The sequence below is a fragment of the Frateuria sp. GZRe14 genome, assembly GCF_051900395.1.
Taxonomy (GTDB): Bacteria; Pseudomonadota; Gammaproteobacteria; order Xanthomonadales; family Rhodanobacteraceae; genus Frateuria_A; species Frateuria_A edaphi.
Genome location: NZ_JBHZGJ010000001.1, coordinates 2,862,821 through 2,888,959, shown reverse-complemented (window position 1 = coordinate 2,888,959; position 26,139 = coordinate 2,862,821). Strand labels below are relative to the sequence as shown.

Sequence of the window (26,139 nt, the reverse complement as noted above, 5' to 3'; positions counted from 1 at the left end):
ATGGACGTCCGCTTGGGACGCTGGACCGGCGCTCCGGCCTTGCCGATGTCGACCGGCTGGTGCTCGAAGGGCGCTGGCTGGTCGTGCTGGGGAATGACGGGCCGACGAGGGTGCGGTTGCCGGGATTGCGGCCGCAGCCCTGGCGCAGGCATCGCGCTGAAACTCGCGGTAGGAACGCCCCTGGGCTCGACCGTGATGCTCGCGGTCGAGCCCAGGCGCTCTCCAAAGCCGGTATTCAACGGCTATCCGCGTCCGGCTCGTCGTCCACTACCGGCTTGCTGGTCCCGGCCTTCAACCGCCCCGACTTGCGCAGCGCCTCGCGCAGCACATATTCGATCTGCGCGTTGACGCTGCGCAGCTCGTCGTCGGACCAGCGCTGCATGGCTTCGAGCACGCTGGCGCTGATCCTCAGCGGATAGGCCTTTTTCTCGGCGGGCATCGACTCAGTCGCGCTTGCGCCGCGCGGCGACGGCCACGGCAATGATCAGGATCACGACGATGACGGGAATGGCGTAGCTCATCACGTTGCCTCCTTCAGCCGTAGAGGGTGCCGGTGTTGACCACCGCCTGCGTGCCGCGCTCGCCGCACAGCACCACCAGCAGGTTGCTGACCATGGCCGCCTTGCGCTCTTCGTCCAGTTCGACCACGCCGCGGCGGCTCAACTGGTCGAGCGCCATTTCGACCATGCTCACCGCGCCTTCGACGATCCGCGTGCGTGCAGCGATGATCGCGCCGGCCTGCTGGCGCTGCAGCATGGCCTGGGCGATTTCCTGCGCATAGGCCAGGTGGCTGATGCGCGCCTCGATCACCTGCACGCCGGCCTGTTCCAGCCGCGCCTGGATCTCGTCGCGCAGGTGGTTGTTGATCACCTCGCCATGGCTGCGCAGCGACGGTTCGCCGTCATCGTGCGCGTCGTAGGGATAGCTCTGCGCCATCTGGCGCAGCGCCGATTCGCTCTGGATGTGCACGAAATTCTCGTAGTCCTCGACGCGAAACACGGCCTCTGCAGTGTCGACGACCTGCCACACGACCACCGCGGCGATCTCGATCGGATTGCCGTCGTTGTCGTTGACCTTGAGCTTCCCGCTTTCGAAATTGCGCACGCGCAGCGACAGCCGGCGCTTGGCATAGAACGGGTTGGTCCAGCGCAGGCCCTCCTCGCGCACGCTGCCGGCGTAGCGGCCGAACAGCTGCATCACCTGGGCCTCGTTGGGCGCGACCTGGAAAAACCCCTTGAGCAGAAACCCGGTAAACGCCAGCAGCAACATGCCCGGGACCACGTGCGGCGCCGGCTGCGCTCCATCGGTGCTCACCAGCAGCAGGACGCCAATGGCCGCCAGCACCAGGCAGACCCCGATGAAGGGGATGCCGGCGATCGAAAAACCCTTGCGTTCGTTCATGACGCTACCTCCCTCAGTTGCGGGAAGTAGATATCAAAAACATATCACCATGCAAGTGTCGTCAGTGGCCAGTGCTGCCATCGCTCCCGGTGTTGCCTCCCGGGTGGCCGGCGGGCGCCGCCTGACCGCCGCCGGCCGGCAGGCTCAGGTCGGCCCCGGGCTCGGCCTGGCGGATGTGCAGGTTGCCGAACAGCTGGGTGGTGGCGGCGAAGTGCCAGGGGTCGCCGTCGCCGCTGGCCAGCGCCAGGTGCGTGCTGTCGAAATGCCGCAGTGCGGCGTCGAAGCTCTGCCAGCGGCCGTGCACCCAGGCTTGGACCCATTCGTGCGGAATGAACAGCTGCGAGGCGCCGGCAAAGCGGTCGGCGTACACCATGCCGGTCACCACCCGCGCCGGGATGCCCTGCGCGCGCGCCATCGCCGCCAGCAGCACCGCATATTCGGTGCAGTCGCCCGCGCGGCTGTTCACTACTTCCAGCGCGGAGGCATAGCCGACGTCCAGGCCGTGGCCGGTGATGTAACGGCTCACGAACTCCCGCAGCCGGCGCATGCGCTGCAGGTCGTCGTGCGCACCGCCCACCGCCTCTACGGCCAGCCGGCGGATCGCCGGTGCGTCGGATTGCAGCCAGGCGTTGGGCTGTGTGTCGGTCGGCCGGGGCGGCGCCTGTCGGCCGACGTGGGAGTTGCCCACGTCCAGCATCCAGTCGGTACCGCCCAGTGGCGTGACCTGCTGTTCGTCGGTAGTGATGAAGGGCTGCCCGATGTTGCCGCTGATGCGGATGCGGTAGCGCATCGGCACCGCGCGCACATAGCTCGGCAACCAGCGCGGCGAATCGATCGTGGCCGCGCGCAGCATGTCCACCGGCTGGTTCGGGGCCAGCGCGCAGGCGCGGTCGCAGGCGAGCATTTCCAGCGGCTGGCCGAGCAGGCTCATCAAACCCTTGCGGGCAATCCCGCGGTCGTCGACCCACAGGTCCAGGGTCTGGCGTCCGTGCGCCAGCGAGAGGACCTGGCGCTGATGGCTCAGGCGCATGGCGCCGCCTGGCAAGGTCACGGTTTCGTCGCCAAGCACATCCACCCGCACGTGGACGACCTGCTGGCTGGACGGATCGAACTCGTGCAGCTGGTAACTGGTGCCCGGCGTGCGTCCGGCGGCGAGGGTCGCGAGGCGTTGCCCCTCGGCGAGCAGGGCGTCGCCGGGCCAGTCCATCAGCATCGTGCGTGTCTGCCCACCCACCGTGGTGGTGACTCGATAGCGACCGGCAACGTCCGGCATGGCATCGACCGTGCTGTCCATCGAGGACATCCGCGTGCGCGCCGCGAAGCCGAGCGGCTCACCTTCCGGGCCCTCGACGCTCTGGCTCATGTTGCCCAGGTGCATGGGCTTGCCCGAGCGGCTCAGGTCCAGCGACAGCGTCTGCGTGGTGGTGAGGATGTCGCCCTGGCGCTCGCGGTCGATCTGCACATGCCCGACCTTGCGCCCGCCGAGCAGCACGGTCATCCAATCGGTCTGGACCGGCACGGCCGCTTGCGCGGCACCCAAGATGCCCAGCCAGATCGCAGGCACCAAGCTGAGCAGGACGCGTCGCATGGTCAACCCCGGGGACGGATGACGAGCCCAGTGGAACGGTTGGCGGGGCCGGCGTCAATGCGCACTGCAGCGTAGCCCTACAATGCGCCCCATTCTTCCAGGGAGCTTTCCATGAAGCCTTTCGGCACGCCGCTTTCCGACCACGCCGTGCGCGTCCTGCTGCTCGGCTCGGGCGAGCTGGGCAAGGAGGTGGCGATCGAGTTGCAGCGTTTCGGCGTGGAGGTGATCGCGGTCGACCGCTACCCGGACGCACCGGCCATGCACGTGGCGCACCGCAGCCATGTGATCGACATGCTCGACGGCGCCGCGTTGCGCGCGCTGATAGCGCGCGAGAAGCCGGACCTGGTCGTGCCCGAGATCGAGGCCATCCACACGCCGACGCTGGTCGAACTGGAGAAAGAGGGGTTGCGCGTGATCCCGACCGCACGCGCCGCGTGGCTCACGATGGATCGCGAAGGCATCCGGCGCCTCGCCGCCGAGGAGCTGGGCGTGCCCACCTCGCCCTATCGCTTCTGCGACACGCAGGCGGAGTACCGCGCGGCAGCCGAGGCGATCGGCTACCCGTTCGTCATCAAGCCGGTGATGAGTTCCTCGGGCAAGGGACAAAGCACGGTGCGCGATGCCGGCGAGCTCGACGGGGCCTGGGACTATGCACAGTCCGGCGGGCGCGCGGGGCAGGGGCGGGTGATCGTCGAGGGTTTCGTCGACTTCGATTACGAGATCACCCTGCTCACCGTGCGCCACCGCGATGGCACCAGCTTCTGCCAGCCGATCGGCCACCGCCAGGAACACGGCGACTACCGCGAGTCGTGGCAGCCGCAGCCGATGAGCGAAGCGGCGCTGGCCCAGGCGCAGCGCCAGGCCGCGGCGATCACCCAGGCGCTGGGCGGTTGGGGCGTGTTCGGCATGGAGTTCTTTGTCCGGGGCGACAGCGTGATCTTCTCCGAGGTCAGCCCGCGTCCGCACGACACCGGACTGGTGACGCTGGTGTCGCAGGAACTTTCGGAATTCGCGCTGCACGCGCGGGCCATCCTCGGCCTGCCGATCCCGGTGATCCGCCAGTGGGGGCCATCGGCCTCGTGCGCGGTGCTGGTCGAGGGCGAAGGCCGTCATCCGCGCTACCACGGCGTGGCCGACGCGCTGGCCGAGCCCGACACGCAGTTGCGCATCTTCGGCAAGCCGGAGGTGAAGGGTCGCCGGCGGATGGCGGTGACGCTGGCGCGGGACGTCGATGTGGAGGCGGCGCGTGCCAAGGCGGTGCGGGCGGCGGGGTGCCTGAAGGTAGAGCTTTGAGAATCCGCATACTCGCCTGATGAAGCTCCCTCGCCCCTCAGGTGAGAGGGAGCTTGTCCGCGCGATGGGCTAGGCTCGTGGCTTCACCGGAAGGAGAGCAAATATGGCATCGGACGGCTTCGCGCACTGGCTGATCGTGCTGGTCGAAACATTGGCGGCATTCTTCGTGCTGATGCTCGCGCTGGCGGTAATGCTCGTGCTGGCCGTATGGATTGCCGACCGCTACCAGACCGGCAACGCGGTGCTGCGCAACTTCCCGGTCATCGGGCATTTCCGCTACGGATTCCTGCGCCTGGGCGAGTTCTTCCGCCAGTACCTGTTCGCCAGCGATCGCGAGGAGCTGCCGTTCAACCGCGCCCAGCGCGTGTGGGTCTACCGCGCAGCCAAGAACGCCGATACCACCATCGGCTTCGGCACCACGCGCGATCTTTCCGCCGAGGGCGTGCCGTTCTTCGTCAACGCGCCATTCCCGCGGCTGGAAGGCCACCATGTCGATCCCAAACCCGTGCGGATCGGCCCGTACGCGCGCGAGCCCTACGATCATGCAGCCTTCTTCAACATCTCGGCGATGAGCTACGGCGCGCTGTCGGCGCCGGCCGTGCGCGCGCTCTCGCATGGCGCAGCCAAGGCCGGCATCTGGCTGGATACCGGCGAGGGCGGGCTGGCGCCCTACCACCTGGAAGGCGGCTGCGACCTGGTGTTCGAGATAGGCACCGCCAAGTACGGCGTGCGCACCGCCGACGGCCAGCTCGACGACGAGCGCCTGCGCGCGATCTGCGCACACAAGCAGGTGAAGATGGTCAGCATCAAGCTCGGCCAGGGCGCCAAGCCCGGCATGGGCGGCCTGTTGCCGGGCATCAAGGTGACGGCGGAGATCGCGGCGATCCGCGGCATCCCGATTGGCGTGGATTCGCAGAGCCCCAACCGCCACCTGGACATCGCCAACGTGCCGCAGCTGCTCGACGCCATCGCACACGTGCGCGAAGTCGGTGGCAAGCCGACCGGCTTCAAGGCGGTGCTTGGCGACCCGGCGTGGATCGAGGAGCTGTGCGACGAGGTGTGGAGGCGCGGGATCGAGAGCGCACCCGACTTCATCATCGTCGATGGATCCGAAGGCGGCACCGGCGCGGCGCCGCAGACGTTGATGGAGGGCATGGGCCTGCCGTTGCACGAGGCGTTGCCGACGCTCATCGACACGCTGATCGCCAAGGGCCTGCGCGAACGCATCAAGGTGATCTGCTCGGGCAAGCGCATCACCGCCTACGACGTCGCCTGGGCGCTGTCGATGGGCGCGGATTTCGTCAATTCGGCGCGCGGCTTCATGCTCGCGCTCGGCTGCATCCAGTCACTGCAGTGCAACCGCAACACCTGCCCGACCGGCATCACCACGCAGAACCCGAAGCTGCAGCGCGGCCTGGTCGTCACCGACAAGAGCGAGAAGGTGTACCACTACGCGCGCAACCTGATGTACGAGGTCGGCATCATCGCCCACAGCTGCGGGGTCGACGATCCGCGCCAGCTCGATCGCACGCACTGCCGCGTGGTGGGGGACGACGGCCTCTCGGTGCCGCTGATCAAGCTGTTCCCCTATCCGGACGTCGGCTCGACGCGACGGGTCGAGCCACGCCCTTCAATCTGAAGCCCGGACCTATGACGCCAGCGGGGCCCAGCCCTCGCGCGTTCGCACCTGCAGCGGATGGAAGCGCCGCTTGTAATCCATCTTCTCGTGGCCTTCGATCCAGAAACCCAGGTACAGCCACGGCAGGCCGCGGCGCCGGGCCAGCTGCACCTGTTGCAGGATGGCGTAGGTGCCCAGGCTGCGCGCGCTCTCGTCGGGGTCGAAGAAGGTGTAGACCGCGGACAGTCCGTTGGCGCACACGTCGGTGACGGCCACCGCAAGCAGCCGCGCGTCGAGGCGGAACTCCAGGAACAGCGTGGGGCTCCACGGCGCGGTCAGGAAGCGGCGGAAGTCGCTGGCGTCGGCCTCGTCCATGCCGCCGCCGGCGTGGCGGGTGCGCAGGTAGCGCTCGTACAGCGCGTGGCGCTCGGCGTTGTAGCCGGCCATGCATTCGACCACCGTGAGATCCGCGTTGCGCTTGAGGCATCGCCGCTGCCCGCGGTCGGGCACGAAATGCTCCACATCGATGCGGCAGGGCGTGCAGGCGCGGCACTGCGGGCAGTTGGGGTAGTAGAGATGGCCGCCCGCGCGGCGGAAGCCACGCTCCAGCGCGGGACCGTAGAGCTGGTCCAGCCGTGGCGCGGCCGGGTCGATCACCAGGTTCTGCGCCGTGCGCTCGGCGTAGTAGCCGCAGGCATGCGGCAGGGTCTGGAACAGGCGGACGCGTTCGGAGCGCATGAGCCCGATTCTATGACCGAGCGCGCGGGCGGTTGCAAATATTCCGAGAAGACCGCCTTGATCGGGCGCTAGATCTTGCCCATGTAGCGCAGCATCAGCACGATGAAGGCCGCCGCCAGCGCCAGCAGCACGATGCGGCGCACGCGCGTGGCCACGCCCGAACGGCGCGACTCCGGTGTCGGATTGCGCGCCGCGGCCAGCTCCTCGCCGTGGCGTACCATCGGCTCGATGCCCAGCCCGCGCATCAGCGTGCGCGCCTGGGTGTAGTCGTCGGCGCGGTTGACCCACACCTGCGGCCAACTCTCGCGGCTTTCGTTGCGCTGGGCATAGCTGAAGCGCTGGTAGCTCGGGCGATTCCAGTTCGACCGCCCGGTGACGGTCGTTTCGATGCCGTGTTCGGCCAGCAGCGCGACCACGCGGTCGATGTTTTCCTGGCGGGGAGAGGTATAGAGCGGACGCATGGATGGAGTCTAGCCGTTCGCCGGGCTTCCCTGTGGGAAAGGCTAGCCGTTGCGCAGGCGGATCAGGCCTTCCTGCGCGGTGGAAGCGACCAGCCGGCCGTCGCGGCTGTAGATCTGTCCACGTGCCAGGCCGCGGCCGCCCTGCGCGGTGGGGCTGTCGAAGGAATACAGCAACCATTCGTCGACGCGGAACGGCCGATGGAACCACAGCGCATGGTCGAGGCTGGCCATCTGCACGTTGTGGGTGAGGTAGGAAATGCCGTGCGGCAGCGTGGCGGTGCCGATCAGGTGGAAGTCCGAGGCGTAGGCGAGCAGGGCGCGGTGCAGGATGGCCGAGTCGCCGATCGGCGCGGTCAGGCGGAACCAGATGTGCTGGATCGGCGGGCGCTTGGCCGGGTGCAATTCGTCGCGCGGCCAAACCTGGCGGAACTCGAACGGGCCATCGATGCCGAGCCAGCGCTGCAGCTTCACCGGCAGCTTGGACAACTCGTCCGGCGGCAGGTGGCGCATCGGTTCGAGATCCTCGGGCGAGGGCACTTCGGGCATGGCGCTCTGGTGCTCGAAGCCCTGTTCCGGTACCTGGAAGGAGATCGCGCCGTTGAGGATCGGCTGGCCATGCTGGATCGCCACCACGCGACGCGCCGAGAAACTGCCGCCGTCGCGCGCGCGTTCCACCGAATAGACGATCGGCGCGTCGATGTCGCCGGCACGCAGGAAGTAGGCGTGCAGCGAGTGCGCCTCGCGCTTCGGATCCACCGTCTGCTGCGCGGCTGCCAGCGCCTGGCCGAGCACCTGGCCGCCGAACACGAAGCGCGTACCGATGTCGCGGCTCTGGCCGCGGAACAGGTTGTCTTCCAGTCGCTCGAGCTGGAGCAGGTCGACCAGTTCCTTGACGTGTTCTTCCCGCATGGGGTGTCCGAGGTGCGTGGAGGGATGTGGATTATAGCTGTGCTCCCTCTCCCCTCCGGGGAGAGGCTGGGGTTGGGGGCGGGGGTTGCCTCGTGGCTTGAGAGCAAGAGCTTTCGGACGCCTGTCGGCGCCCGAGTCACTTTCTCTTGCTTGCCCAAGAGAAAGTAACCAAAGAGAAGGGCACCCCGATGGCGCGCCCTTCGGGTGCGCGTGCGGGTGTCGGGGTTTTTCGACGGGGCTTCCTGCCCCGACGAAAAACTGGCCGGCCTCCTGCCGGCCACCCTTCGGGCTGATCCGCCACCCGCCCGCCGCGCCATAGGGGACCCCGGTAGAGCAGCGCGCTTCCTGCGCGCACTTTTCAGATGAAGCTACGCAAAGCGGAAGGCCGGAGCGGAAGGCGGGGGCGTGCGCTGAAGTAGCTCCTCCCCCGCGGGGAGATGGGTGGGGTGAGGGGCGGGGCTCGCGGGACAGCTCGCTCAGGCCCTGATCCGCTCCAGCCCGCAGGAGGGAACGATCGCGTCCCACGGGAACAACGGGCCTGGATCGAGCTTGCGCGGAACCATCACCGCCGGGTCGTCACTGGCCGGCACGCGCGCGGTGTCCAGGTCCTCGTGCCCGGCGATGCCGCGCAGGTTGGGAAACTCCCGCCGCAGCTGCGCGAGCAGACCGCGCAGCGCTTCGATCTGCCCTTCGGGATAGGGCTCGCTCATCGACTGGTTCCCAGCCAGGAACCAGTCCGGATAACGGCCGCGGTTGACCAGCTCGATGCCGATCGAATCCGCATTGCGCCCCCGCACGTGGTGCGCGATGCGCGTGCCGGGCACGTAGCGCAGGATCGTGCCGTCGCGGTCGATGTAGTAATGCCCGCTGTTGCCGGCGCCGCTCTCGTACAGCACCTTCTCGCCGTACTCGCGCGCGGTGAGCAGGTCCGGCAGCTCGGTGCAGTGGATCACCACGAGCGTCACCGCCTCGGCGGGACGTTCGGGCAGGGAGTCGACGTAGGGCAGTGGCTGGTCGGTGATCGCGGGCATGTGAGGGAAGTCTCGCACGGCACCGGCTATCATGCCCGGTCCCACGGCGGTCCGGAGTTCCGAGCGATGCGCGGCACGATCCTTCTTTCGCACGGCTCCGACTCCAGCCCGGAAGCCACCAAGGTCAGCGCCCTTGCGGCGCTCGCCGAGGCGCGCGACTGGCGCACGCAGCGGCCGGACTATCGCGAGGACGACGCGCGCGGACACGCCGGCTCGGTGGCGCCGCGGCTGGCGCGCCTGAATGCCGCGATCGCGGACTGCAAGGCCCCGCCTATCCTGGTCGGTTCCAGCATGGGTGCGTTCGTCTCGGCGGTGGCCTCGCTGGAGCATCCGGTCGCAGGCCTTTTCCTGCTTGCCACGCCGGAAGCGATCCCGGGTGTCGAGACCGCGCTGGATGTCCGCCAGGACGTGCCGACCCTGCTGATCCACGGCTGGCGCGACGAGGTCTGTCCGCTGGATGGCGTCTACAGCTTTGCCGCCCGCCGCCAGCTGCCGCTGCTGGTGCTCGACGACGACCATCGACTGGGCAGCAGCCTGCCGGCGATCGAACGCCAGTTCGCCCTCTTTCTGGACACACTGGCATGAGCAACTTCTTCGCCACCTGCCCCAAGGGCCTCGAATACCTGCTGCGCGACGAGCTGCTCGCACTGGGCGCCGCCGAGGCGCACGAATCGCTTGCCGGCGTGCGCTTCACCGGCACGCTGGAAACCGCCTACCGCGCCTGCCTGTGGTCGCGACTGGCCAGCCGCATCCTGCTGCCGCTGGCCGAGTTCGATGCGGCGGACGACGAGGCGCTCTACGCGGGCGTGCAATCGATCGACTGGTCGGCGCACCTCGCGCCGCACGGCACGCTGGCGGTCGATGCGCACACCGCGCTGAGCAAGCTCACGCACAGCCAGTTCATCGCCCAGCGCGCGAAGGACGCCGTGGTCGACCAGTTCCGCCAGCGCGAGGGCGCGCGCCCGGGTGTGGATACGGAGGAGCCGGATGTCCGCCTGAACCTGCGCCTCAAGCGCGACCGCGTGACGCTCTCGCTCGACCTGGCGGGCACGCCGCTGCACCGCCGCGGCTGGCGCGAACAGCAGGGCGAGGCGCCGCTGAAGGAAAACCTCGCCGCCGCGATGCTGCTGCGCGCGCGCTGGCCCGAGGTATACGCCCAAGGCGGGGCACTGCTCGACCCCATGTGCGGCTCCGGCACGCTGCTGATCGAAGGCGCATTGATGGCCGCGGACTCGGCGCCGGGCCTGCGTCGCGAGTATTTCGGCTTCCTCGGCTGGAAGCAGCATGACATCGCGCTGTGGCGCGGCCTGCTGGAGGAGGCACGGCAGCGCGCCGAGGCGGGCCTGCGCAACCTGCGCGCAACCTTCTTCGGTTCCGACGCCGACCCGCGCATGGTGCAGACCGCCAAGCGCAACGCGCAGGAAGCCGGGGTGGCCGGCTTCCTCACGCTGGAGAAGCACGACGTCGCGCACGCCGCGCCGCCCCCGGGGCAGGAGCGCGGCCTGGTCATCACCAACCCGCCCTACGGCGAGCGCTTGGGCGACCGGGCGCAGATGCCGCAGCTCTACCGCGCGCTGGGCGATGCGCTGCGCGCGCGCTTCACCGGGTGGCGCGGCGCGGTGCTGGCGGGCGACGCCGAACTCGGCCGCGCGCTGGGCCTGCACGCGGACAAGCGCTATGCGCTCTACAACGGCGCGCTGGAAACGGTGCTGCTCACCTTCGACCTGTCCGCGAAGGAGACCGCGCCACGCGAGCGCAAGCCACTCTCGCCCGGCGCGGAGATGCTGAAGAACCGCCTGGAGAAGACCGTGCGCCACCAGCGCAAGCGGCTGGCGCGCGAGGGCATCTTCTGTTGGCGCGCCTACGACCAGGACCTGCCCGAGTACGCCGCGGCGATCGACGTCTACGGCCGCGCGGGCGAGGAGCCCTGGCTGCACGTCCAGGAGTACCGCGCGCCCGCCGACGTGCCGGTCGAGGTGGCGCGCACGCGCCTGCGCGAGATCGTGCGCGTGGCCGGCGAAGTGCTTGGCGTGCCGCGCGAGCGCATCGCGCTGAAGACGCGCGAGCGCGGCAAGGGCGGCGCCAAGTACGGCCGCTTCGACCAGCGCGGCGAGTTCCATGAGGTGGAGGAGGGCGGCCTGCGCTTCCTGGTCAACCTCACCGACTACCTCGACACCGGCCTGTTCCTCGACCACCGGCTGGTACGCGCGAAGCTGCGCGAGCTCTCGCGCGACAAACGCTTCCTCAACCTGTTCGCCTACACCGCCACGGCCAGCGTGTACGCCGCCGCCGGCGGCGCGCGCGACACCACCAGCGTGGACCTCTCCGGCACCTACCTGGAATGGGCCTCGCGCAACCTGGCGCTCAACGGTTTCACCGGCGCGGCGCACCGGCTGGTGCAGGCCGACGCCACGAGCTTCCTGCGCCAGGATCGCGGCCATTACGGGCTGATCTACGTCGACCCACCGACCTTCTCCAACTCCAAGCGCGCCGAGGACTTCGACGTGCAGCGCGACCACGCGGCGCTGCTGCTGGCCTGCGCCGACCGGCTGGCGAGCGACGGCGTGGTGGTGTTCTCCAACAACTTCCGCCGCTTCAAGCTCGACGTGGCAGCGCTGGAGGAGCGCTTCACCATCGAGGACTGGAGCGCCCCGAGCATTCCGTTCGACTTCGCCCGCCGCGCCGACATCCATGGCTGCTGGCTGCTGCGCCTGCACGCGCAGGCCTCGCCGTGGGAGGACAGCCTGCGGCACCTCCACAACCGCCGTTGAGGTTTACTTGCGCGGGGCGGCGGACGCCGGTTCGGTGATCCGCAACACGGGCCTGCCCTTCAAGTCATTCAGCGGGAAATAGGCCCGGTGCGTGGCAGGGTCCACCGCGACCACGTGCGCGTTCGGGCCCAGCATGCCCCGTCCCGATGCACGTACGGCGCGACCCTTCACTTCGAACAGCGCCAACTCGCCCGACTCGCTGGCCACGTAGAGCCAGCCTGGCCCCGGGTCGAAGGCGAGCACGTCGGGTCTTTCGCCCACCGCGAAAGAAGCGACCACGCGACGGTTGCGCAGGTCGAGCACCAGCAGCCTTGCGTTGTCCTCGCACGCGATGAAGGCGAGCCGCGCGGGAGCGTCGATGAGGAGGCCGTGGTTGCCTTCGGCGCCGGGCAACGGAATGCGCGCGACGACCTTGTCGGTGGCCGGATCGATTTCGGCCAGCACGCGACGCGTCTGCACGTTGGCGAAGACGTGCCCGGAAACCGGATCGTACTGCGTGTTGCCTACCTCGCCGCCGAGCGGGATGGTGGCGATCCGCCGGTTGCCGCGTACGTCGATCACCGTGTCGCTGCCGCCGTGCTCGTTGGAGACGTAGAGCTTGTGCGCACCCGGTGCGTAGGCCATGCCGTCGGGATAGTCGCTCGTGGGCATCCGGGCGATGACCTTCAGGCTCGTGGCATCGATCGCCACCACCTCGTCCGTGCCGGTGGCCGAGGCGTAGACGCGATTCAGCTCGGGAATCGCCAGCACGCCATGCACGCTGCTGACGCCGGATACGTCGGCGACCACCCGGTTGCCCCGCGTATCGAACGCGGTGACCACGCCGTCGCCCAGGTGGGCCAGGAACAGACGGTGGCGCACCGGGTCCAGGCTGGCGTAGTCCCAACGCGTGGCGCGGCCGGTCAGCGGTACATCGGCGACCGTGGTGAGCGGCAAGGGCGGTGTCGCTTGCCCGCCGGCGTTCGAGGTGACGGCCAGCAGTACGGTCACCAGTCCGGCGACGATGGGCCGGCACCGAAGGCTTCCAGGCGTCATGGCTCGCGTTCTCCGGACTTCACACAGGCGTAGGATGCGGCGCTTATAACACTGCCGTCGTGCACCTTTCGGGGGCAGGCAAACGGCGTCTCGAAAGCAGGCCAGCGGCATGGTGAAATGAACGAGCGGGCTCACACGGAAGCCGAAGACCTTTCGCCGGTTTCGTTGCGCGAAGCCACCCGCGTGTGGGCGAAGATCGGCCTGCTCAGCTTCGGCGGGCCGGCGGGCCAGATCGCCCTGATGCACCGGGAACTGGTGGACACGCGCCGCTGGATCAGCGATGCGCGCTTCCTGCACGCCCTCAACTACTGCATGTTGCTGCCCGGGCCGGAGGCGACGCAGCTGGCGATCTACATCGCCTGGATGCTGCACCGGACCGCCGGCGGACTGGTCGCTGGCGTGCTGTTCGTGCTGCCGGGTTTCGTCACGATCCTGGCGCTGAGCATCGTCTACGCGCTGTACGGCCAGGTCCCGCTGGTCCTGGCCGTCTTCCTCGGATTGAAGGCCGCCGTGCTGGCGGTCGTGGTCGAGGCGGTCATCCGGATCGGCCGCAAGGCGCTTAAGAACCGCGTCATGGTCGCGATCGCTGCGCTCGCCTTCGTGGCGATCTACTTCTTCCGCGTGCCGTTCCCGCTGATCGTGCTCGGTGCGGGCCTGTGTGGCCTGCTGGGGCGCTGGTGGGCGCCGCGAGACTTCCCGGCACCGGCGTCGTCCGCGGCCGATGCATCGTCCGACTTCCTCATCGACCGCCTGCTGGGCCAGGGGCGGCTGACGCATACGCGACCCTCGGCGCGACGGGCATGGCGGGTGTTGGTGGCCTGGCTGGCGATCTGGTGGATACCCGTGCTTGCGGCGATTGCCGCGTTCGGGCGCCAGAGCGTACTGGCGCGCGAGGGGTTGTTCTTCAGCCAGACCGCGGTGGTCACATTCGGTGGCGCCTACGCGGTGCTGGCCTACATCGCGCAGCGTGCCGTGGTCGGCTTCCACTGGATCACGCCAGGGCAGATGCTCGATGGCCTGGCCTTGGCCGAAACGACGCCCGGCCCGCTGATCATGGTGGTGCAGTTCGTCGCCTTCCTCGGCGCCTACTACCACCAGGCCGGCCTGTCGCCGCTGGCCGCCGGCGTGGCCGGATCGGTGCTCACCACCTGGGTGACCTTTGCGCCGTGCTTCCTGTGGATCTTCCTTGGGGCACCCTACATCGAGGCGTTGCGCAGCAATCGCGCGCTGCATGCGGCACTGTCGGCGGTGACAGCCGCGGTGGTGGGCGTGGTGTTGAATCTGTCGGTGTGGTTCACCGTGCATACCGTGTTCGGTCGCGTGGACGAGCGCCACTACGGCTGGTTGCGGCTGGAACACCCCGACTGGTCCACGCTGCAGTGGCCATCGGCGCTGATTGCCGCCGCCGCGATGCTTGCCATGCTCCGCTTCAAGGTGGGCATGGGAAGGGTGTTGCTGGGAAGCGGCGTGGTCGCGCTGCTCTGGCGATGGCTTGCCGGAGCGCTCTAGCCGCCGTGGCGTTCCGTCGACCGACCGAGCAAACTGCCGCCCATCGATGACAGGATTGCGCATGCCTGATCCAGCCCTGTACCTGCGCCTGGGGTGTCCCGACGATGCGCCCGCCATCAGCGCGCTGGCGCGACGCGTGGCCCGCCGGTGGATCCTGCCCGACCAGTCGCACGAGGCCGGCCAGGCATTGCTGGCGCGGCTGGGCACGCGCTCGTTGCGCGAGCGCATGCGGGATGGCCAGCGCTTCCACCTGGCCTGGCTGGACGACGTACTGGTCGGTATCGCCGGGATGCGCGACGACTGCCACCTGGTGCAATTCTTCGTCGGCACCCGTTACCAGGGCCGCGGGATCGCCACCCGGCTCTGGCGGCGGGCGATGGCCGACGCCGTGCGCCGCGCCGGCACGCGCCGCTTCACGCTCAATGCCACGCGCGTCGCGGTGCCGGTGTACGAACACCTGGGCTTCGTCGCGACCGGACCGGAAGGCTTCTCGCCCGCCGGTGTCCGCACCACGCCGATGGTGCTGGAACTCGCCGGCGAGTCGAGGCGGGCATAATCGACCGCTGCCACCGACACCACAGGAACGCCATGCCCGGCCAGCAGAACGAAGTCACTTTCCGCTTCCTCGCCCAGCCCACCGACGTCAACTTCGGCGGCAAGGTGCATGGCGGCATGGCGATGAAATGGATCGACCAGGCCGGCTACGCCTGCGCGGTGGGCTGGAGCGGCGCGTACTGCGTGACCGTGTCGGTCAGCGGCATCCAGTTCATCGCGCCGATCCTGATCGGAGATCTGGTGACGGTGCGCGCGCGGTTGATCCACACCGGTACCAGCAGCATGCACCTGGCGGTGGACGTGCTGGCGCAGGACCTGCGCAAGGGCGAGCAGCGCCTGGCAACCAGTTGCGTGATGGTGTTCGTTGCGCTGGACAGCCCCGACGGCAAGCCCACGCCGGTGCCGCGCTGGGAGCCGCAGACGGACGAGGACCGGCGCCTGCAGGACTACGCGCGCCGGCTGATGGAACTGTCCAAGACGATGGAGCAGCAGGTCGCCGTGCTCAGGCCCGCGGCCGCACCGGTGACTTGAGTTCCTCGGCGGCCGGCACCCGCCACAGGAATCGCTCCAGCCATTGCGGGCTGGTCAGCGGACTCAGCAGGCGGACGGCCGGCGCGCTGGCCAGCAGGCGCACCAGCAACCAGGCGACCAGCAGCAAGACCAGCGCGTTGACCAGCGGCGGCTCGCTGCCCTCCAGCCAGGCGAACAGCCCTGCGGCCGCCGCGAATTTCACGATGAAGCCGTGGGCGAGATACGCCTGCAGGCTGCGCCCGCCCACCGCCGTGGCGTCGAATTCGCGGCGCGGGACCAGCGCAAGGAAGGCGGCGCTGCCGGCGACGCCCGCGCCCAGCCGCAGCATGCGCCACAGCGTGCCGGCGGCGTCGTCCACGCCAAGCGCGGCGTAGCCGTTGCTGCCATAGAGCCAGCGCGGATCCGGCACGGCGCTGGCCGCCCAGCCCAGTGCGAGCAGCATGGCGAGCGCCAGTGCGCACACCAGCGGACCGCGCAGGCGCTCGCGCCATGCCGGCGCGTACACGTGTCCGATCAGGAAGAACGGGAAAAACGAGGCCGTGCGCGAGAGCGACATGCGGTACCCCACGTCGTCCGCCCAACCGGCCATCAGCGCGAACAGGCAGGCCAGCAGGAGCGGATGGCGCAGGCGCACGAACAACGGCAGCAGCAGGCGCCAGGCCGCCAGGCTCGGCAGATACCAGAGCAGCCAGTACGGCGTGGTCACGCCCTTGGGCCCGGCATCGGACCAGCCGGGTGCCTGCGCGGCCAGCGCATACAGCGCCTGGAACAGCAGGTAAGGGAGCAGCAGCTGGAACGTGATCCGCTTGAGCAGCTTCACGTCGACTTCCGTCCGCGCCACGGCACCGGACAGAAAAGCGAATGCCGGCATGTGGAACAGGTAGAGGAAGCGGTACAGCGCATCGATCGAGGCGACGCCGCGCAACGGCTCCAGGCTGTGGCCGAATACCACCAGCGTGATCAGGGCCAGGCGGGCGTTGTCCTTCCAGGCATCGCGCACCGGCCGGACGGGCGATGCGCTGGCGGGAACGTTGTCGATGGCGCGGGCAGATCCATACATCCCTCGCAGGCTAGCAACGGCTTTGTTCACGAGACGTCCCCGTCGCCCCTTCTGCGCGCCCGCCGTTCACCGTACGTTGCGTTGCCGGCTCACGCAGCGCCCGCTTCCACGGCGCCCGCTTCCACGCTGGGTGGCGCGACGCGATGGACCCAGCCGGCGAAAGCACCCATGAATCGTTGCAACGCCGCACGCGTCGCCTCATCGGCGAGCACGCCGTGTGCATCGAAGCGTTCCGCCGCGTGGGCGATGAACAGCGTGGGCGAGGGCATCACCAGCGCACCGCAGGTATGCAGGACCTGGCGCAGCGAGGCCTGTGCCAGCCGCGTTCCCCACGGGCCGCTGCTGGCGCCGAGCACGGCGACCGGGAGATCGGCCAGGGTCGCGTCTTCGCGCGAGAGCCAGTCCAGTGCGTTCTTCAGCACGCCGGGCAGCGCGTGGTTGTACTCCGGCGTGGCGATCACCAGACCGTCGGCCGCGGCGATCGCCTCGCGCAGCGCGCGTACGCCGGGCAGGCCGTCCGGAGAAGCGCGTTCCAGGTCTTCGTCGAACAGCGGCACGCGGCCCAATGCGTCGTAGACCTCCATCGTGGCGCCGGTCGGTGCCAGCGCGGCGGCGGACTGCAGCAGGCGGCGGTTCCACGAAGCGCGGCGCAGGCTGCCGGCGAGGCCGAGAAGTCGAAGGGATCGGTGGGTCATGGACGTTCTCTCCAGGAGTCAAAGGTCGATGAGCAGCAACGCCGCGCTGGCAAGCAGCAGCACGCCCATGGCGGCATCGATGCGCCGCCGCGAACGCGGACGCGCCAGGTGCACGGCCAGCCGTCGGCCAGCGAAGCTCCACAACAGCAGGCAGGCCAGCGGGATGGCGGTGAAAAGCACGACGAGCGGCAGATAACCGGCCGCATCGGCGGCGGGCCGGGCGGCGACGACCGTTGTCACCATCGCCCAGCCCTTGGGGTTGAGGAACTGGAAACCGAACAGGCCGAGCGCGCTTGTCGGCAGCGTCATCGCGTCGGCCGATGCGCGACCGGACGTGCTCCCCAGCAGGCGCACGCCAAGCCATGCCATGTAGGCCGCCCCGAGCGCCGCGAGCGACGCGCGCAGCGTGGCGTGCGTCGACAGCAGTGTCCCGGCACCGGTCGCGACCACGGCAAGCAGGGCCAGTCCGCCGAGCACGATGCCACCGATCGCGCCGGCGGCCGCGCGCACGCCGCCGTGGCCGGCCTCGTGCAGCACGACCAGGTTGTTCGGTCCGGGCGTGATCGCGGCGGCTAGCAGCAGGCCGGCGCAGGCGAACAGGTCGTGCATGGCGTTCCCGTGGCGTCGCTGCCATCGAGCAGCATCCATAGCCTGGCGCTTTTCGCTGGTCGGAAGGGTGCCGGCTATGGTCTAGAATTCCGACCATGGATCTGCCCCTCAACGCCCTGCGCGCCTTCGCCCTGGTCTACCAGCACCGTGGCGTGCGCGCCGCGGCGCGCGAGCTGGGCATGGCCCATTCGTCGGTGAGCCGTCATCTGCGCGAGCTCGACCGCTGGCTGGGCGTGCCGCTGCTGCATGCCGGCGCAGGCCGCGCGGGACTGGCGTTCACGCCGCAGGGCGAGGCGCTGGGGCGGGCCGTATGCGCAGGCCTGGGCGAGATCGAACGTGCCGTGGCGGTGTTGCGGGAGGCGCGCCCGGCGCATGCGGTCGCGCTGTCGACCACGCCCTCGTTCGCGATCCGCTGGCTGCTTCCCCGGTTGCCGGCGTTCGAGAAGGCGCATCCGAAGATCGAGCTGTCGGTGCTGGTCGACCAGAAGCTGGAGGGTTTCACCGATGGTCGCATGGACGTCGCGTTGCGCATGGGGCAGGGCCCCTGGCCGGAGCTGCACTGCGAGCCCTGGATGGGCGACACGCTGTACCCGGTGATGAGCCCTGCCTACTGGCAGGACCACGGCCGCCCCTCGCGGCCCGCCCAGCTGGCCGGATTGCGCCTGCTGCACGACCGCGACCCGCAGGCGGCGTGGGAATCGTGGCGTCGGGAGCACGGGCCGTCCCGGCTGTCGCTGCACGGTGGCGCGCGCTATGCGTCCTCGGACCTGGTACTGCGCGCCGCGCAGCAGGGACAGGGCGTGGCGCTGGCGCGCCATCGCCTGGTGGCCGAAGAACTCGCGGCCGGGACCCTGGTGCGCCCGTTTGGTGCGCTGGAGATACCGCTGGATGCCGCCTACTGGATCGTGCGCGCCGACGGCACGCGACCGCGCCCCGCGGTCGCGGCGGTCATCGACTGGCTGCGCTGGCAGGCCGCGACGCCATAGCGTCGCTTACGGGATGGCCGAGCGCCGGCGCTGCCACAGCAGCACCGGCAGGCCCATCGCCACCAGCACGCCCGCCCACATCAGCGACTCGATGCCCGTGCCGGCCAGCGCCCACAGCGCATAGGCGAGCGCGCCAGCGGCGACCAGCCGCCGCCACCACCGTGCGGCGGGCTCGATCCGCCACCATGCCAGCACGCTCACCACGTAGGGCAGCAGCGTGGTGGCGGTGGACAGCAGGATCGAGAAGGTGAACAGCGCGACCAGCGTGCGGCTGTAGTTGGCCACGATCAGCGCGCTGGCAAGGCCGCTGCCCACGACCAGGCCAAAGGCCGGCGTGCCGCGCGCGTCGAGCCGGGCGAAGCGCGCCGGGAACAGGCCATCCTGGGCCGCAGCCATTGGCGTCTGCGCCTGCAGCAGGACCCAGCCGTTGAGCGCACCGAAGCAGGAGATCGTCGCCACGGCGGCCAGTGCGAGGCCCGCGGCCGGTCCCCACACGCGCGCCGCCGCGGCGACCATCGGTGCGGCGGAGCGGCGCAGTTCGTCCGGCGGCAGCAGTCCGATCACCACCGTGCAGGCGAGCATCGTGGCCAGCCCGGCGACCAGCATGCCGATCACGGTGGCGCGCGGCACCGTGCGCTCCGGGTCGCGCACGACGCCGGTCGGCACGGTGGCCGCCTCGAAGCCGAGCATGGCCCACAACGTGAGTGCGGCCACCGAGGTGGTGACGCCCAGCAGCGGCAGGCCGCTCGGATTGAACGGCCGATAGGCGCCGGCATGCACCCAGCCCAGCCCGACCACACCGAACAGCACCAGCGGGACCAGCTTGAGCAGGGTGGTGAGCATCTGCATGCGCGCCGCCTCGCGCACGCCGGCCAGGTTCACCCCGGTGCACAGCCACAACGCGCCCAGCGCGCAGCCTGCGGAGAGAGCCGGCGTGGCGGTGGCGGCCGGCCACAGCGCGCCGAGGCTGCCGGCGAAGGCCACCGCGATCGCCGCGTTGGCGCTCCAGGTGCAGACCCAGTAGCTCCACGCGACCACGAAGCCGATGCCGTCGCCGAACGCACGTCGCGCATAGCCGTAGGCGCCGCCGTGGTTGCGGATCGCGCGCGCCAGCCAGGCGTACACCAGTGCCAGCAGCAGCGCGCCGGCGAGCGTCAGCGCCCAGCCCAGCAAGCTCGCCGCGCCGTACGGCGCCAGCGCCGCGGGCAGCAGGAACACGCCCGAGCCGATCATGTTGCCGACCACCAGGGCGATCAGCGCCAGCTGGCCGAGCGGTCGTGAAGCCGCGGCGGAGGGGTTGCTCACGCGTGCTCGCGGTAGGCGCGGCGCAGCAGTTCGTGGAAATGGTGGACCGCGTTCTCGCGCAGCGGATTGAGGCGACCGCTTTCGTAGGAGCCGGATGCCAGCCCGCGCTGCACGTCCTCGCAGATGGTCACGTCCTCGTCCTGTACCTCGTCGCTGAAGGCGATGTCGCGCTCGCGCCGGGCGCGGCCTTCGTCGCTCGTGTCCGGGGCATAGTAGAAGTCGAATTCCACGCGGCAGCGGTCCACGCCCAGCGGCAGCACGCGGTTGGTCTGCAGCCGGCCGGGCAGGATGTTGAGCATCGTGTTGGGATAGAGGAAGTAGTACAGCGCCTCGCCACTGCCGTAGAGCTCGTCGGCGCTTTCCAGCGGGCTGAACTGGTAGGAGTACCACCCCGCGGTCTCGGTGACGTAGCTGCGGTAGTCCAGCACGCTGTTCAGGCCCGGATGGATGTGCGGCACGTGGTAGCCCTCCAGGTAGTTGTCCACGTACACCTTCCAGTTGCAGGCCACTTCCCAGCTGGCGCGGTGGTGGAATTCGAAGCCGGCCAGCGAGCGGCCTTCGCCCAGGCGCTCATCGATGCCTTCGACGAATTCGGCGAACGGCGGCGCCTCGCCAGTGGCGACGAAGACCAGGCCCTGCCACACCTGCACGCGTGCCTCGGGCAGCCGGATCGTCGAGGGATCGAAGTCGGGCGTGCGACCCATCTCCGGCGCACCGCGCAGGACCCCGTCCAGGCCGTAGGTCCAGCCGTGGTAGCGGCAGCGCAACGCGGTCGCGCCCTTGCCATCGCAACTGGCGACCGGCCCGGCGCGATGGCGGCACACGTTGTGGAAGGCGCGGAGGGTGGTCTCGTCGCTGCGCACGACGACGATCGGCAGGCCGGCGATGGCGGTGACCAGGTGGTCGCCGACGCCCGCCAGCTGCGACTGGTGGCAGACCAGCTGCCAGCTCTTCGCGAACACGGACCGGGCATCGAGCGCCGGCATGCGCGGATCGGTGTAGCAACGCGCCGAAAGCGCGCACGCGTGATCGAGCGGCTGGGCGGCGAGGAGGTCGGGCGTGAGCAGCTCGGTCATTGGCAGGGCACCGATGGTGGTTGGGATGCGCTCGTCTGGCGCACCCCAAGCTACATCAATCAGCGGGCGCCGTAGAGCGCCTTGACGTCCTTCAGCAGCGCCGCCTGGCTGTCCGGACGGGCGTAGAACATGTGGCCGCCGGGGTACTCCCTGACCTGCACGCGGGTTGGGTCGCCCATCGGCGGCATCTGGTCGACGATCAGCACCGAGGCCATGAACGGGCAGGAGAGATCGTCCCACCCGTGCGCGATCAGTACGCGCAGGCCCGGATCGTTGGCCACGGATTCGCGCAGCTGCGAGACCGAGCCCTCGATGGCGTCATCGTCCTCGTGCCACAGGCGGTTCACGTCGTAGCTGAGCGCGTTGTAGCGGCCGGAGTACTTCCAGCCCACCGTGCGGGTGACGAAGTCGACCATCGCTGTGGTGGTCGGCGCGATGATGCCGTTGAGGATCGGGTCGCCGGTGCGCTGGCGAGGCGCGTAGGGGAAGGGATCCCACGCGGTGACATTGGAGTCGTAGCGGCTGCCCAGCTTGCCCTGCGCGCGGTAGACCTCGCGCAGGTAGGCCTGCGTCTCCAGGCGCCCACCGGAGCGGCGCACGAACAGCGGGTCCAGGCCGGTCAGCTCGGTGACCTTACTGATCACCCGCTCGGTCGCCTGCGGATCGGAGCGGCCGCGCATCAGGTCGGTGGCGTATTCGCCGCGGGTGTACTCGATCACCTGCGCCATCGCTTCGGGGCTGAATTTGTGCTCGCGCTCCAGGTGCGCCGCCGCGATCGAAGGCAGGGTCAGCATCCACGGCAGCGGCGAGACGTTCTCGTCGTTGGAGGCGGCCGGGTCCAGGTAGGGCGAGACCAGCACCACGCCCTTCATCGCCACGCCGAGCTGGGTCTGCAGGTAGTCGGTGATGCGCGGACCGCGGAAGCCGCCGTAGCTCTCGCCGACCAGGTACTTGGGCGACTGCAGGCGGCCGTTCTTCACCAGCCAGTCGTAGACGATGCGCGAGAGGTACTTGATGTCGTTGTCGGTGCTGTAGAAGAGCTCGGTGGCCTTCTTGTCCTCCACCAGCGCACGGCTGAAGCCGGTGCCGACCGGGTCGATGAACACCAGGTCGGTGAAGGGCAACCAGCTGCCGGGGTTGTCGTGCAGGGTGGCCGGATCGGACGGGTTGTCGCCCTCGACGCCGAAGTCCACGCGCTTGGGGCCGATCGCGCCAAGGTTGAGGTACACCGACGAGGCGCCCGGGCCGCCGTTGAGCGCGAAGGTCACCGGACGGTCGGCGCCGCCCATGGTGTAGGCGGTGTAGACCACCTCGGCCACGGTGTTGCCCTTCTCGTCGCGCACCGGCAGCGAGCCGACGGTGACGGTGTACCTGAGCGCGCGCCCGTCGATCTGCGCGGTCTGCTGCACGTGCGCGTCGGCGGGGAAGGGCGGCAGGTGGAAGTCGTCGTGGCTGGCGTCGGCGGCAGGCTTGTCGGCAGCGAAGGCAGGGACGGTAAAGCCGGCCAGCAGCGAGGCGGCCAGCAGGGTGGCCTGGAGGGTCTTGCGCACGGTGATTCCCCTGGGGCGAAAGCCCCAGCCTAGCGGCTGCCAGCTGGGCGGGAGTGTGCCCAAAGGCATGGGAGCCCCTGTAGGAGCGCCGTTGGGCGCGACCACCATCTTCCGGTCGTGCCCAAGGCGCTCCTGCAACCGGTCAGGCCGGTAGCGCCACCAATTGGTCCTGCACCTGGTTGATCGCGTCGCGGATGCGCTTGCTGAAGACCGAATCGTCGTGGTGGATCAACAGCAGCCGCTCGGTCGCGCGGGTCATCGCCACGTAGAGCAGGCGCGCTTCCTCGGCCTCGTCCTTGCCTTCCTTGGGCAGCGAGCCCAGGCCGGGGATGATCACGAACGGGAACTCCAGGCCCTTGCTCGAATGCATGGTCACCAGCTTGACCGTGTCGCCGACGGCGAACAGCGCGCCTTTGCCGCGGCCCTCGGCCAGCCGGCCGGGAATGTCTTCGCGGGCCAGCGCCTCGGCGAGCTTCTCGCCCTCCCACTGGTTGCGGAAGATCACCGCCATGTCCGACCACGGCCGCCCGTGCGCGTGTTCATCGCGCAGCTGGGCGATCAGCACGGTGAGCTGCGCCGGTGCGGTTTCCACGCGGATCAGCTCCGGCACCGCGCCGCGGCGGCCGGCGCTCTCGGGGGCAATCAGCGGCACGCCATCGTCGTCGTCGGCGCGGGCATCGAGCAGCTCGTTGGCGAAGCCGCGCGCGACGGCCAGGATTTCCAGCGTGTTGCGGTAGTTGAGCTTGAGGATGGTGGTCCGGCCCTGTGCCTGCACGCCGAGGCTCTTCCAGCTGACCTTGCGACGGTCGGCCTTGCCATAGATGTTCTGCGCGTCGTCGTAGAGCACCAGCAGCGAGTTGGTGGCCGGGTCGATCATCTGCACGATCAGCTTGTACCAGTCCGGCTCGAAGTCGTGGCCTTCGTCGACGAGCACCGCACCGTACTGGAAGCGCGGGATCTGGCCCTTGTCGACGCCGGCGATCACCCGCTCGACCATCTGCTCGAAGAAGCCGTCCGAGCCTTTCGGCGGCAGCTCCACGTGGTAAGCCGTGAGCATCTTGTGGCACCACTTGTGGAAGTTGTAGACCTGCACCTTGTCGGCCAGGCCGCGCTCGCCGATCAGCTGCTCCAGCCGCGCGGCCAGCGTCTTGTTGTAGCAGAGGATCAATATCGGCCGGTTCATCGCGCGCGCCAGCTGCATGGCGCGGAAACCCAGGATCATGGTCTTTCCGGAGCCGGCCACACCGTGGATGATCCGGTGCTCGTCGCCCAGCGAGCGCGCCAGCTGTTCCTGCTGCGCGTCCATTACCTTGACCAGCTCGGGAATCTGCAGCGGACGCACCGCCGCCTCGGTCGGGCCGAACAGGCCGAATTGCCCGCTGCCCGGTTCCACCCGCAGTTCGGGAAACAGGTGCCAGCGCACGCGGTCGATCTGCGGCAGCGTGAGGGCCACCGGGAAGGCGTAGGGGAACATCGCCCACAGCCGCTCCTGGAAGTCCTCCGACTCGACCGATTCGTAGAACTCGTCGCGGCAGATCGCCAGGTGCGGCGGGATTACCGCGTCCAGCCCGCCATCCTCGAACTGCTTGCGGCTGATGTTGGCCAGCACCACGCCCCAGGCCCACGGCATGATGATCTTGCCGGCATGGCGATGGCCTTCCGGGAAACGCAGCGCGGGGTCGCGCTCGAGCACCACGCCGATCTCCAGCGCGTACGCACGCGCCTGCAGGAGCGGATGGTTCTCCTTCACCAGGCCGCGGTCGGTGACCAGGGTGAACTGGGTGCTGTCCGCGTGCTGGATCGTCTCGGCCTTCCAGTCCTTCACCTCCAGCACCAGCAGGCCCCGGCGCGGGTGGAATACCACGAAGTCGGGGCGGCGCTGCTTCAGGCCCACCGGCACGTCGTACCAGAGCAGGTAGTCGTCCTCCAGCTTCTGTTCCAGCCGCTGGGCGAAGCGCTTTTCGCCCGCGGTCATGCGGGGCAGGCAGCTGTTGAGGGTCGGGATCTGGGTGGCCATCCGGCATCCGTTTGGGCGTTTTGCGTGGAAAGTAACGGACTCGGCCTCGCTGTCAACGCTAAAGTCGCGCCAGCCAGCGCCGATACGACGGGCGACGACCAAGCCGGGACGCCCATCGCGGAGACGCGACATCCACGGCGGGAGCCATCGTCACGTTCGGGCGCGGGGGAGAGCCCAGCATGCCCATGCATATCGAAACGCTGTCGCTGATCAGTGCCGTCCAGTCGCTCGTGCTGGCCGTCCTGCTCTGGGCCGGCACGCATGGCGGCCCGGGCTCGGCACGCACCAGCCTGAAGCTGCGTGCGGGCGCGCTGGCGGTCGAATCGGCCGGCTGGAGCATGCTGGCGGCGCAGGTCTGGCTGCACCCGGCGCAATTGGTGCTGGGCGGCAACGCGCTCAACCTGCTGGCACAGGGCATGTCGGTCGTGGCATTGCGCATGCTGCTCGGCGCGCCGCTGCGTTGGCGAACGGCGCTGGCGATCGGCGTGATCGGCTGGCTGGGCGTGGCCTGGTTCGGCGTGGTCGAGCCGGACTACCGTGTGCGCGTGCTGTGGGGATCGGCGGCGATCATGGCCGACATCGCACTGCGCATGTGGGCGCTGCTGAGCGGCGGCCCCAGCCGCAGTTCACGGGCGCGAGTGGTGCTGCTGGTCATGTGCTCGGCCTCGGCGCTGCTGCTGGTGTGGCGCAACGGCCAGCTATGGTTCGACCTGAACCCGCCGGCCGACATCATCCAGCCGGCCCTGGTCAATTATTTCTACGTGCTGCTCTCGGGCATGCAGCCGCTGTTCCTCAGCATCGGTTTCCTGCTGCTCTACAACGAGACGCTGCAGCGCGAGCTGCACCTGCTGGCAAGGGTCGATTCGCTGACCGGCGTGAAGAACCGCCTGGCCCTGACCGAAAGCGCCACCCGGATGCTGTCCCAGGTCAACCGCGGAGGACGGCCGTTGGGCGTGCTGATGATCGACGCCGACCACTTCAAGAGCGTCAACGATCGCTTCGGCCATGGCGGCGGCGACAAGGTCCTGCTGGCACTGGTCGCCAGCATCCGGGCCACGCTGCGGGCCGGCAACGTGATCGGGCGCATCGGCGGCGAGGAATTCGTGGTGCTGGCGCCCGATACCAGCCTGGAGCAGGCGCTGGTGCTGGCCGAGCGCATCCGCGGCACGGTCGAGTCCACGCCGTTGATGGTCGACGGGCATCTGCTGCAGTTGACCGTGTCGATCGGTACCGCCGCGGCCGAGCCGGGCGAGCACGATGTGGCGGCCCTGCTGCGGCGCGCGGACGCGGCGCTGTACGCGGCCAAGCATGCCGGCCGCAACCGGGTCATGGCAGCCGATCCGGAACTGGCGGTCCGACGCCTGCTGGCCTGACTCGCGGGATGGGCCGGAGCCCATCCTG

General features: G+C 69.4%; 24 protein-coding genes. 9 read left to right on the top strand and 15 right to left on the bottom strand.

Going from position 1 to position 26,139, the window contains the following annotated elements; translation table 11 throughout:
- Window positions 1-235: 235 nt before the first annotated feature.
- The 3 genes from ACFWZ1_RS13215 to ACFWZ1_RS13205 all read right to left on the bottom strand — a co-directional run bounded on the left by ACFWZ1_RS13215 (window position 236) and on the right by ACFWZ1_RS13205 (window position 2,989).
- Window positions 236-439, bottom strand: a complete 204-nt coding sequence (locus tag ACFWZ1_RS13215; protein ID WP_231321195.1) for an Arc family DNA binding domain-containing protein — start codon at window positions 437-439, stop codon at window positions 236-238.
- Between the two features lie 95 nt (window positions 440-534).
- Window positions 535-1,401, bottom strand: a complete 867-nt coding sequence (locus ACFWZ1_RS13210) for an SPFH domain-containing protein (protein ID WP_231321194.1) — start codon at window positions 1,399-1,401, stop codon at window positions 535-537.
- Between the two features lie 61 nt (window positions 1,402-1,462).
- Window positions 1,463-2,989 carry a transglutaminase-like domain-containing protein gene (locus ACFWZ1_RS13205; protein WP_439666744.1) on the bottom strand — a complete coding sequence of 509 codons (1,527 nt, stop codon included), beginning with the start codon at window positions 2,987-2,989 and terminating at the stop codon, window positions 1,463-1,465.
- 111 nt (window positions 2,990-3,100) lie between these two features.
- Here ACFWZ1_RS13205 and purT point away from each other — a divergent pair, with 111 nt between their 5' ends.
- Both purT and ACFWZ1_RS13195 read left to right on the top strand, forming a co-directional pair.
- Complete coding sequence (gene purT, locus ACFWZ1_RS13200) at window positions 3,101-4,282, top strand: formate-dependent phosphoribosylglycinamide formyltransferase (RefSeq protein WP_439666743.1); 1,182 nt, start codon at window positions 3,101-3,103, stop codon at window positions 4,280-4,282.
- Between the two features lie 103 nt (window positions 4,283-4,385).
- On the top strand, window positions 4,386-5,921 hold the full coding sequence (locus ACFWZ1_RS13195; protein ID WP_439666742.1) for an FMN-binding glutamate synthase family protein: 1,536 nt from the start codon (window positions 4,386-4,388) through the stop codon (window positions 5,919-5,921).
- A gap of 9 nt (window positions 5,922-5,930) precedes the next feature.
- Here the strand turns inward: ACFWZ1_RS13195 and ACFWZ1_RS13190 are convergent, their stop codons facing one another.
- The 4 genes from ACFWZ1_RS13190 to ACFWZ1_RS13175 all read right to left on the bottom strand — a co-directional run bounded on the left by ACFWZ1_RS13190 (window position 5,931) and on the right by ACFWZ1_RS13175 (window position 9,039).
- Entirely contained in the window at window positions 5,931-6,638 is a 708-nt protein-coding gene (locus tag ACFWZ1_RS13190; RefSeq protein ID WP_231321190.1) for an arginyltransferase, read from the bottom strand.
- A gap of 68 nt (window positions 6,639-6,706) precedes the next feature.
- Complete coding sequence (locus ACFWZ1_RS13185) at window positions 6,707-7,099, bottom strand: hypothetical protein (RefSeq protein ID WP_231321189.1); 393 nt, start codon at window positions 7,097-7,099, stop codon at window positions 6,707-6,709.
- Window positions 7,100-7,141: 42 nt separating this feature from the next.
- Entirely contained in the window at window positions 7,142-8,008 is an 867-nt protein-coding gene (tesB, locus tag ACFWZ1_RS13180) for an acyl-CoA thioesterase II (protein ID WP_231321188.1), read from the bottom strand.
- Window positions 8,009-8,484: 476 nt separating this feature from the next.
- Complete coding sequence (locus ACFWZ1_RS13175) at window positions 8,485-9,039, bottom strand: N-acetylmuramoyl-L-alanine amidase (protein ID WP_439666741.1); 555 nt, start codon at window positions 9,037-9,039, stop codon at window positions 8,485-8,487.
- A 66-nt stretch (window positions 9,040-9,105) separates the two neighbouring features.
- On the opposite strand from ACFWZ1_RS13175, the gene ACFWZ1_RS13170 reads away from it, so the two are divergent.
- Both ACFWZ1_RS13170 and rlmKL read left to right on the top strand, forming a co-directional pair.
- Window positions 9,106-9,624, top strand: a complete 519-nt coding sequence (locus ACFWZ1_RS13170; RefSeq protein WP_439666740.1) for an alpha/beta hydrolase — start codon at window positions 9,106-9,108, stop codon at window positions 9,622-9,624.
- The gene (gene rlmKL / locus ACFWZ1_RS13165) at window positions 9,621-11,810 is read left to right on the top strand and encodes a bifunctional 23S rRNA (guanine(2069)-N(7))-methyltransferase RlmK/23S rRNA (guanine(2445)-N(2))-methyltransferase RlmL (protein ID WP_439666739.1); all 2,190 of its coding nucleotides are present in this window, start codon (window positions 9,621-9,623) and stop codon (window positions 11,808-11,810) included. Before ACFWZ1_RS13170 ends, rlmKL begins: the two co-directional genes overlap by 4 nt.
- Before the next feature lie 3 nt (window positions 11,811-11,813).
- Here the strand turns inward: rlmKL and ACFWZ1_RS13160 are convergent, their stop codons facing one another.
- Window positions 11,814-12,845, bottom strand: a complete 1,032-nt coding sequence (locus ACFWZ1_RS13160; protein ID WP_439666738.1) for a YncE family protein — start codon at window positions 12,843-12,845, stop codon at window positions 11,814-11,816.
- A 117-nt stretch (window positions 12,846-12,962) separates the two neighbouring features.
- Here ACFWZ1_RS13160 and chrA point away from each other — a divergent pair, with 117 nt between their 5' ends.
- The 3 genes from chrA to ACFWZ1_RS13145 all read left to right on the top strand — a co-directional run bounded on the left by chrA (window position 12,963) and on the right by ACFWZ1_RS13145 (window position 15,440).
- Complete coding sequence (gene chrA / locus ACFWZ1_RS13155) at window positions 12,963-14,354, top strand: chromate efflux transporter (RefSeq protein WP_231321180.1); 1,392 nt, start codon at window positions 12,963-12,965, stop codon at window positions 14,352-14,354.
- Window positions 14,355-14,415: 61 nt separating this feature from the next.
- Window positions 14,416-14,910: a GNAT family N-acetyltransferase gene (locus ACFWZ1_RS13150; protein ID WP_231321179.1), complete on the top strand. Its 495-nt coding sequence runs from the start codon at window positions 14,416-14,418 to the stop codon at window positions 14,908-14,910.
- Between the two features lie 32 nt (window positions 14,911-14,942).
- The gene (locus ACFWZ1_RS13145) at window positions 14,943-15,440 is read left to right on the top strand and encodes an acyl-CoA thioesterase (protein WP_231321178.1); all 498 of its coding nucleotides are present in this window, start codon (window positions 14,943-14,945) and stop codon (window positions 15,438-15,440) included.
- On the opposite strand, the gene ACFWZ1_RS13140 is transcribed toward ACFWZ1_RS13145, so the two are convergent.
- The 3 genes from ACFWZ1_RS13140 to ACFWZ1_RS13130 form a co-directional block, all read right to left on the bottom strand.
- On the bottom strand, window positions 15,412-16,500 hold the full coding sequence (locus ACFWZ1_RS13140; protein ID WP_439666737.1) for an acyltransferase family protein: 1,089 nt from the start codon (window positions 16,498-16,500) through the stop codon (window positions 15,412-15,414). The two genes, ACFWZ1_RS13145 and ACFWZ1_RS13140, sit on opposite strands and share 29 nt — an antisense overlap.
- Window positions 16,501-16,589: 89 nt before the next feature.
- Window positions 16,590-17,195 carry an NADPH-dependent FMN reductase gene (locus ACFWZ1_RS13135; RefSeq protein ID WP_439666736.1) on the bottom strand — a complete coding sequence of 202 codons (606 nt, stop codon included), beginning with the start codon at window positions 17,193-17,195 and terminating at the stop codon, window positions 16,590-16,592.
- 18 nt (window positions 17,196-17,213) lie between these two features.
- A complete protein-coding gene (locus ACFWZ1_RS13130; protein ID WP_439666735.1) occupies window positions 17,214-17,804 on the bottom strand; it encodes a LysE family translocator in 591 nt (196 codons plus the stop codon).
- A gap of 95 nt (window positions 17,805-17,899) precedes the next feature.
- Between ACFWZ1_RS13130 and ACFWZ1_RS13125 the strand changes: the two genes are divergently transcribed.
- A complete protein-coding gene (locus ACFWZ1_RS13125; RefSeq protein WP_439666734.1) occupies window positions 17,900-18,790 on the top strand; it encodes a LysR substrate-binding domain-containing protein in 891 nt (296 codons plus the stop codon).
- A 6-nt stretch (window positions 18,791-18,796) separates the two neighbouring features.
- Here ACFWZ1_RS13125 and ACFWZ1_RS13120 read toward each other — a convergent pair whose 3' ends face one another.
- The 4 genes from ACFWZ1_RS13120 to ACFWZ1_RS13105 all read right to left on the bottom strand — a co-directional run bounded on the left by ACFWZ1_RS13120 (window position 18,797) and on the right by ACFWZ1_RS13105 (window position 24,738).
- A complete protein-coding gene (locus tag ACFWZ1_RS13120) occupies window positions 18,797-20,095 on the bottom strand; it encodes an amino acid permease (RefSeq protein WP_439666733.1) in 1,299 nt (432 codons plus the stop codon).
- Window positions 20,092-21,171, bottom strand: a complete 1,080-nt coding sequence (locus ACFWZ1_RS13115) for an aromatic ring-hydroxylating oxygenase subunit alpha (RefSeq protein ID WP_439666732.1) — start codon at window positions 21,169-21,171, stop codon at window positions 20,092-20,094. Before ACFWZ1_RS13115 ends, ACFWZ1_RS13120 begins: the two co-directional genes overlap by 4 nt.
- Before the next feature lie 59 nt (window positions 21,172-21,230).
- The gene (locus ACFWZ1_RS13110) at window positions 21,231-22,721 is read right to left on the bottom strand and encodes a S10 family peptidase (RefSeq protein ID WP_439666731.1); all 1,491 of its coding nucleotides are present in this window, start codon (window positions 22,719-22,721) and stop codon (window positions 21,231-21,233) included.
- A gap of 142 nt (window positions 22,722-22,863) precedes the next feature.
- A complete protein-coding gene (locus tag ACFWZ1_RS13105; RefSeq protein WP_439666730.1) occupies window positions 22,864-24,738 on the bottom strand; it encodes a 3'-5' exonuclease in 1,875 nt (624 codons plus the stop codon).
- Between the two features lie 179 nt (window positions 24,739-24,917).
- Between ACFWZ1_RS13105 and ACFWZ1_RS13100 the strand changes: the two genes are divergently transcribed.
- The gene (locus ACFWZ1_RS13100) at window positions 24,918-26,111 is read left to right on the top strand and encodes a GGDEF domain-containing protein (RefSeq protein ID WP_439666729.1); all 1,194 of its coding nucleotides are present in this window, start codon (window positions 24,918-24,920) and stop codon (window positions 26,109-26,111) included.
- The last annotated feature ends 28 nt before the right edge of the window (window positions 26,112-26,139 follow it).

Excerpts from the sequence above, each read along its gene's own strand:
- ACFWZ1_RS13215 (WP_231321195.1), bottom strand. The coding sequence starts at position 439 with ATGCCCGCCGAGAAAAAGGCCTATCCGCTGAGGATCAGCGCCAGCGTG.
- ACFWZ1_RS13210 (WP_231321194.1), bottom strand. The coding sequence starts at position 1,401 with ATGAACGAACGCAAGGGTTTTTCGATCGCCGGCATCCCCTTCATCGGG.
- ACFWZ1_RS13205 (WP_439666744.1), bottom strand. The coding sequence starts at position 2,989 with ATGCGACGCGTCCTGCTCAGCTTGGTGCCTGCGATCTGGCTGGGCATC.
- purT (WP_439666743.1), top strand. The coding sequence starts at position 3,101 with ATGAAGCCTTTCGGCACGCCGCTTTCCGACCACGCCGTGCGCGTCCTG.
- ACFWZ1_RS13195 (WP_439666742.1), top strand. The coding sequence starts at position 4,386 with ATGGCATCGGACGGCTTCGCGCACTGGCTGATCGTGCTGGTCGAAACA.
- ACFWZ1_RS13190 (WP_231321190.1), bottom strand. The coding sequence starts at position 6,638 with ATGCGCTCCGAACGCGTCCGCCTGTTCCAGACCCTGCCGCATGCCTGC.
- ACFWZ1_RS13185 (WP_231321189.1), bottom strand. The coding sequence starts at position 7,099 with ATGCGTCCGCTCTATACCTCTCCCCGCCAGGAAAACATCGACCGCGTG.
- tesB (WP_231321188.1), bottom strand. The coding sequence starts at position 8,008 with ATGCGGGAAGAACACGTCAAGGAACTGGTCGACCTGCTCCAGCTCGAG.
- ACFWZ1_RS13175 (WP_439666741.1), bottom strand. The coding sequence starts at position 9,039 with ATGCCCGCGATCACCGACCAGCCACTGCCCTACGTCGACTCCCTGCCC.
- ACFWZ1_RS13170 (WP_439666740.1), top strand. The coding sequence starts at position 9,106 with ATGCGCGGCACGATCCTTCTTTCGCACGGCTCCGACTCCAGCCCGGAA.
- rlmKL (WP_439666739.1), top strand. The coding sequence starts at position 9,621 with ATGAGCAACTTCTTCGCCACCTGCCCCAAGGGCCTCGAATACCTGCTG.
- ACFWZ1_RS13160 (WP_439666738.1), bottom strand. The coding sequence starts at position 12,845 with ATGACGCCTGGAAGCCTTCGGTGCCGGCCCATCGTCGCCGGACTGGTG.
- chrA (WP_231321180.1), top strand. The coding sequence starts at position 12,963 with ATGAACGAGCGGGCTCACACGGAAGCCGAAGACCTTTCGCCGGTTTCG.
- ACFWZ1_RS13150 (WP_231321179.1), top strand. The coding sequence starts at position 14,416 with ATGCCTGATCCAGCCCTGTACCTGCGCCTGGGGTGTCCCGACGATGCG.
- ACFWZ1_RS13145 (WP_231321178.1), top strand. The coding sequence starts at position 14,943 with ATGCCCGGCCAGCAGAACGAAGTCACTTTCCGCTTCCTCGCCCAGCCC.
- ACFWZ1_RS13140 (WP_439666737.1), bottom strand. The coding sequence starts at position 16,500 with ATGTATGGATCTGCCCGCGCCATCGACAACGTTCCCGCCAGCGCATCG.
- ACFWZ1_RS13135 (WP_439666736.1), bottom strand. The coding sequence starts at position 17,195 with ATGACCCACCGATCCCTTCGACTTCTCGGCCTCGCCGGCAGCCTGCGC.
- ACFWZ1_RS13130 (WP_439666735.1), bottom strand. The coding sequence starts at position 17,804 with ATGCACGACCTGTTCGCCTGCGCCGGCCTGCTGCTAGCCGCCGCGATC.
- ACFWZ1_RS13125 (WP_439666734.1), top strand. The coding sequence starts at position 17,900 with ATGGATCTGCCCCTCAACGCCCTGCGCGCCTTCGCCCTGGTCTACCAG.
- ACFWZ1_RS13115 (WP_439666732.1), bottom strand. The coding sequence starts at position 21,171 with ATGACCGAGCTGCTCACGCCCGACCTCCTCGCCGCCCAGCCGCTCGAT.
- ACFWZ1_RS13105 (WP_439666730.1), bottom strand. The coding sequence starts at position 24,738 with ATGGCCACCCAGATCCCGACCCTCAACAGCTGCCTGCCCCGCATGACC.
- ACFWZ1_RS13100 (WP_439666729.1), top strand. The coding sequence starts at position 24,918 with ATGCCCATGCATATCGAAACGCTGTCGCTGATCAGTGCCGTCCAGTCG.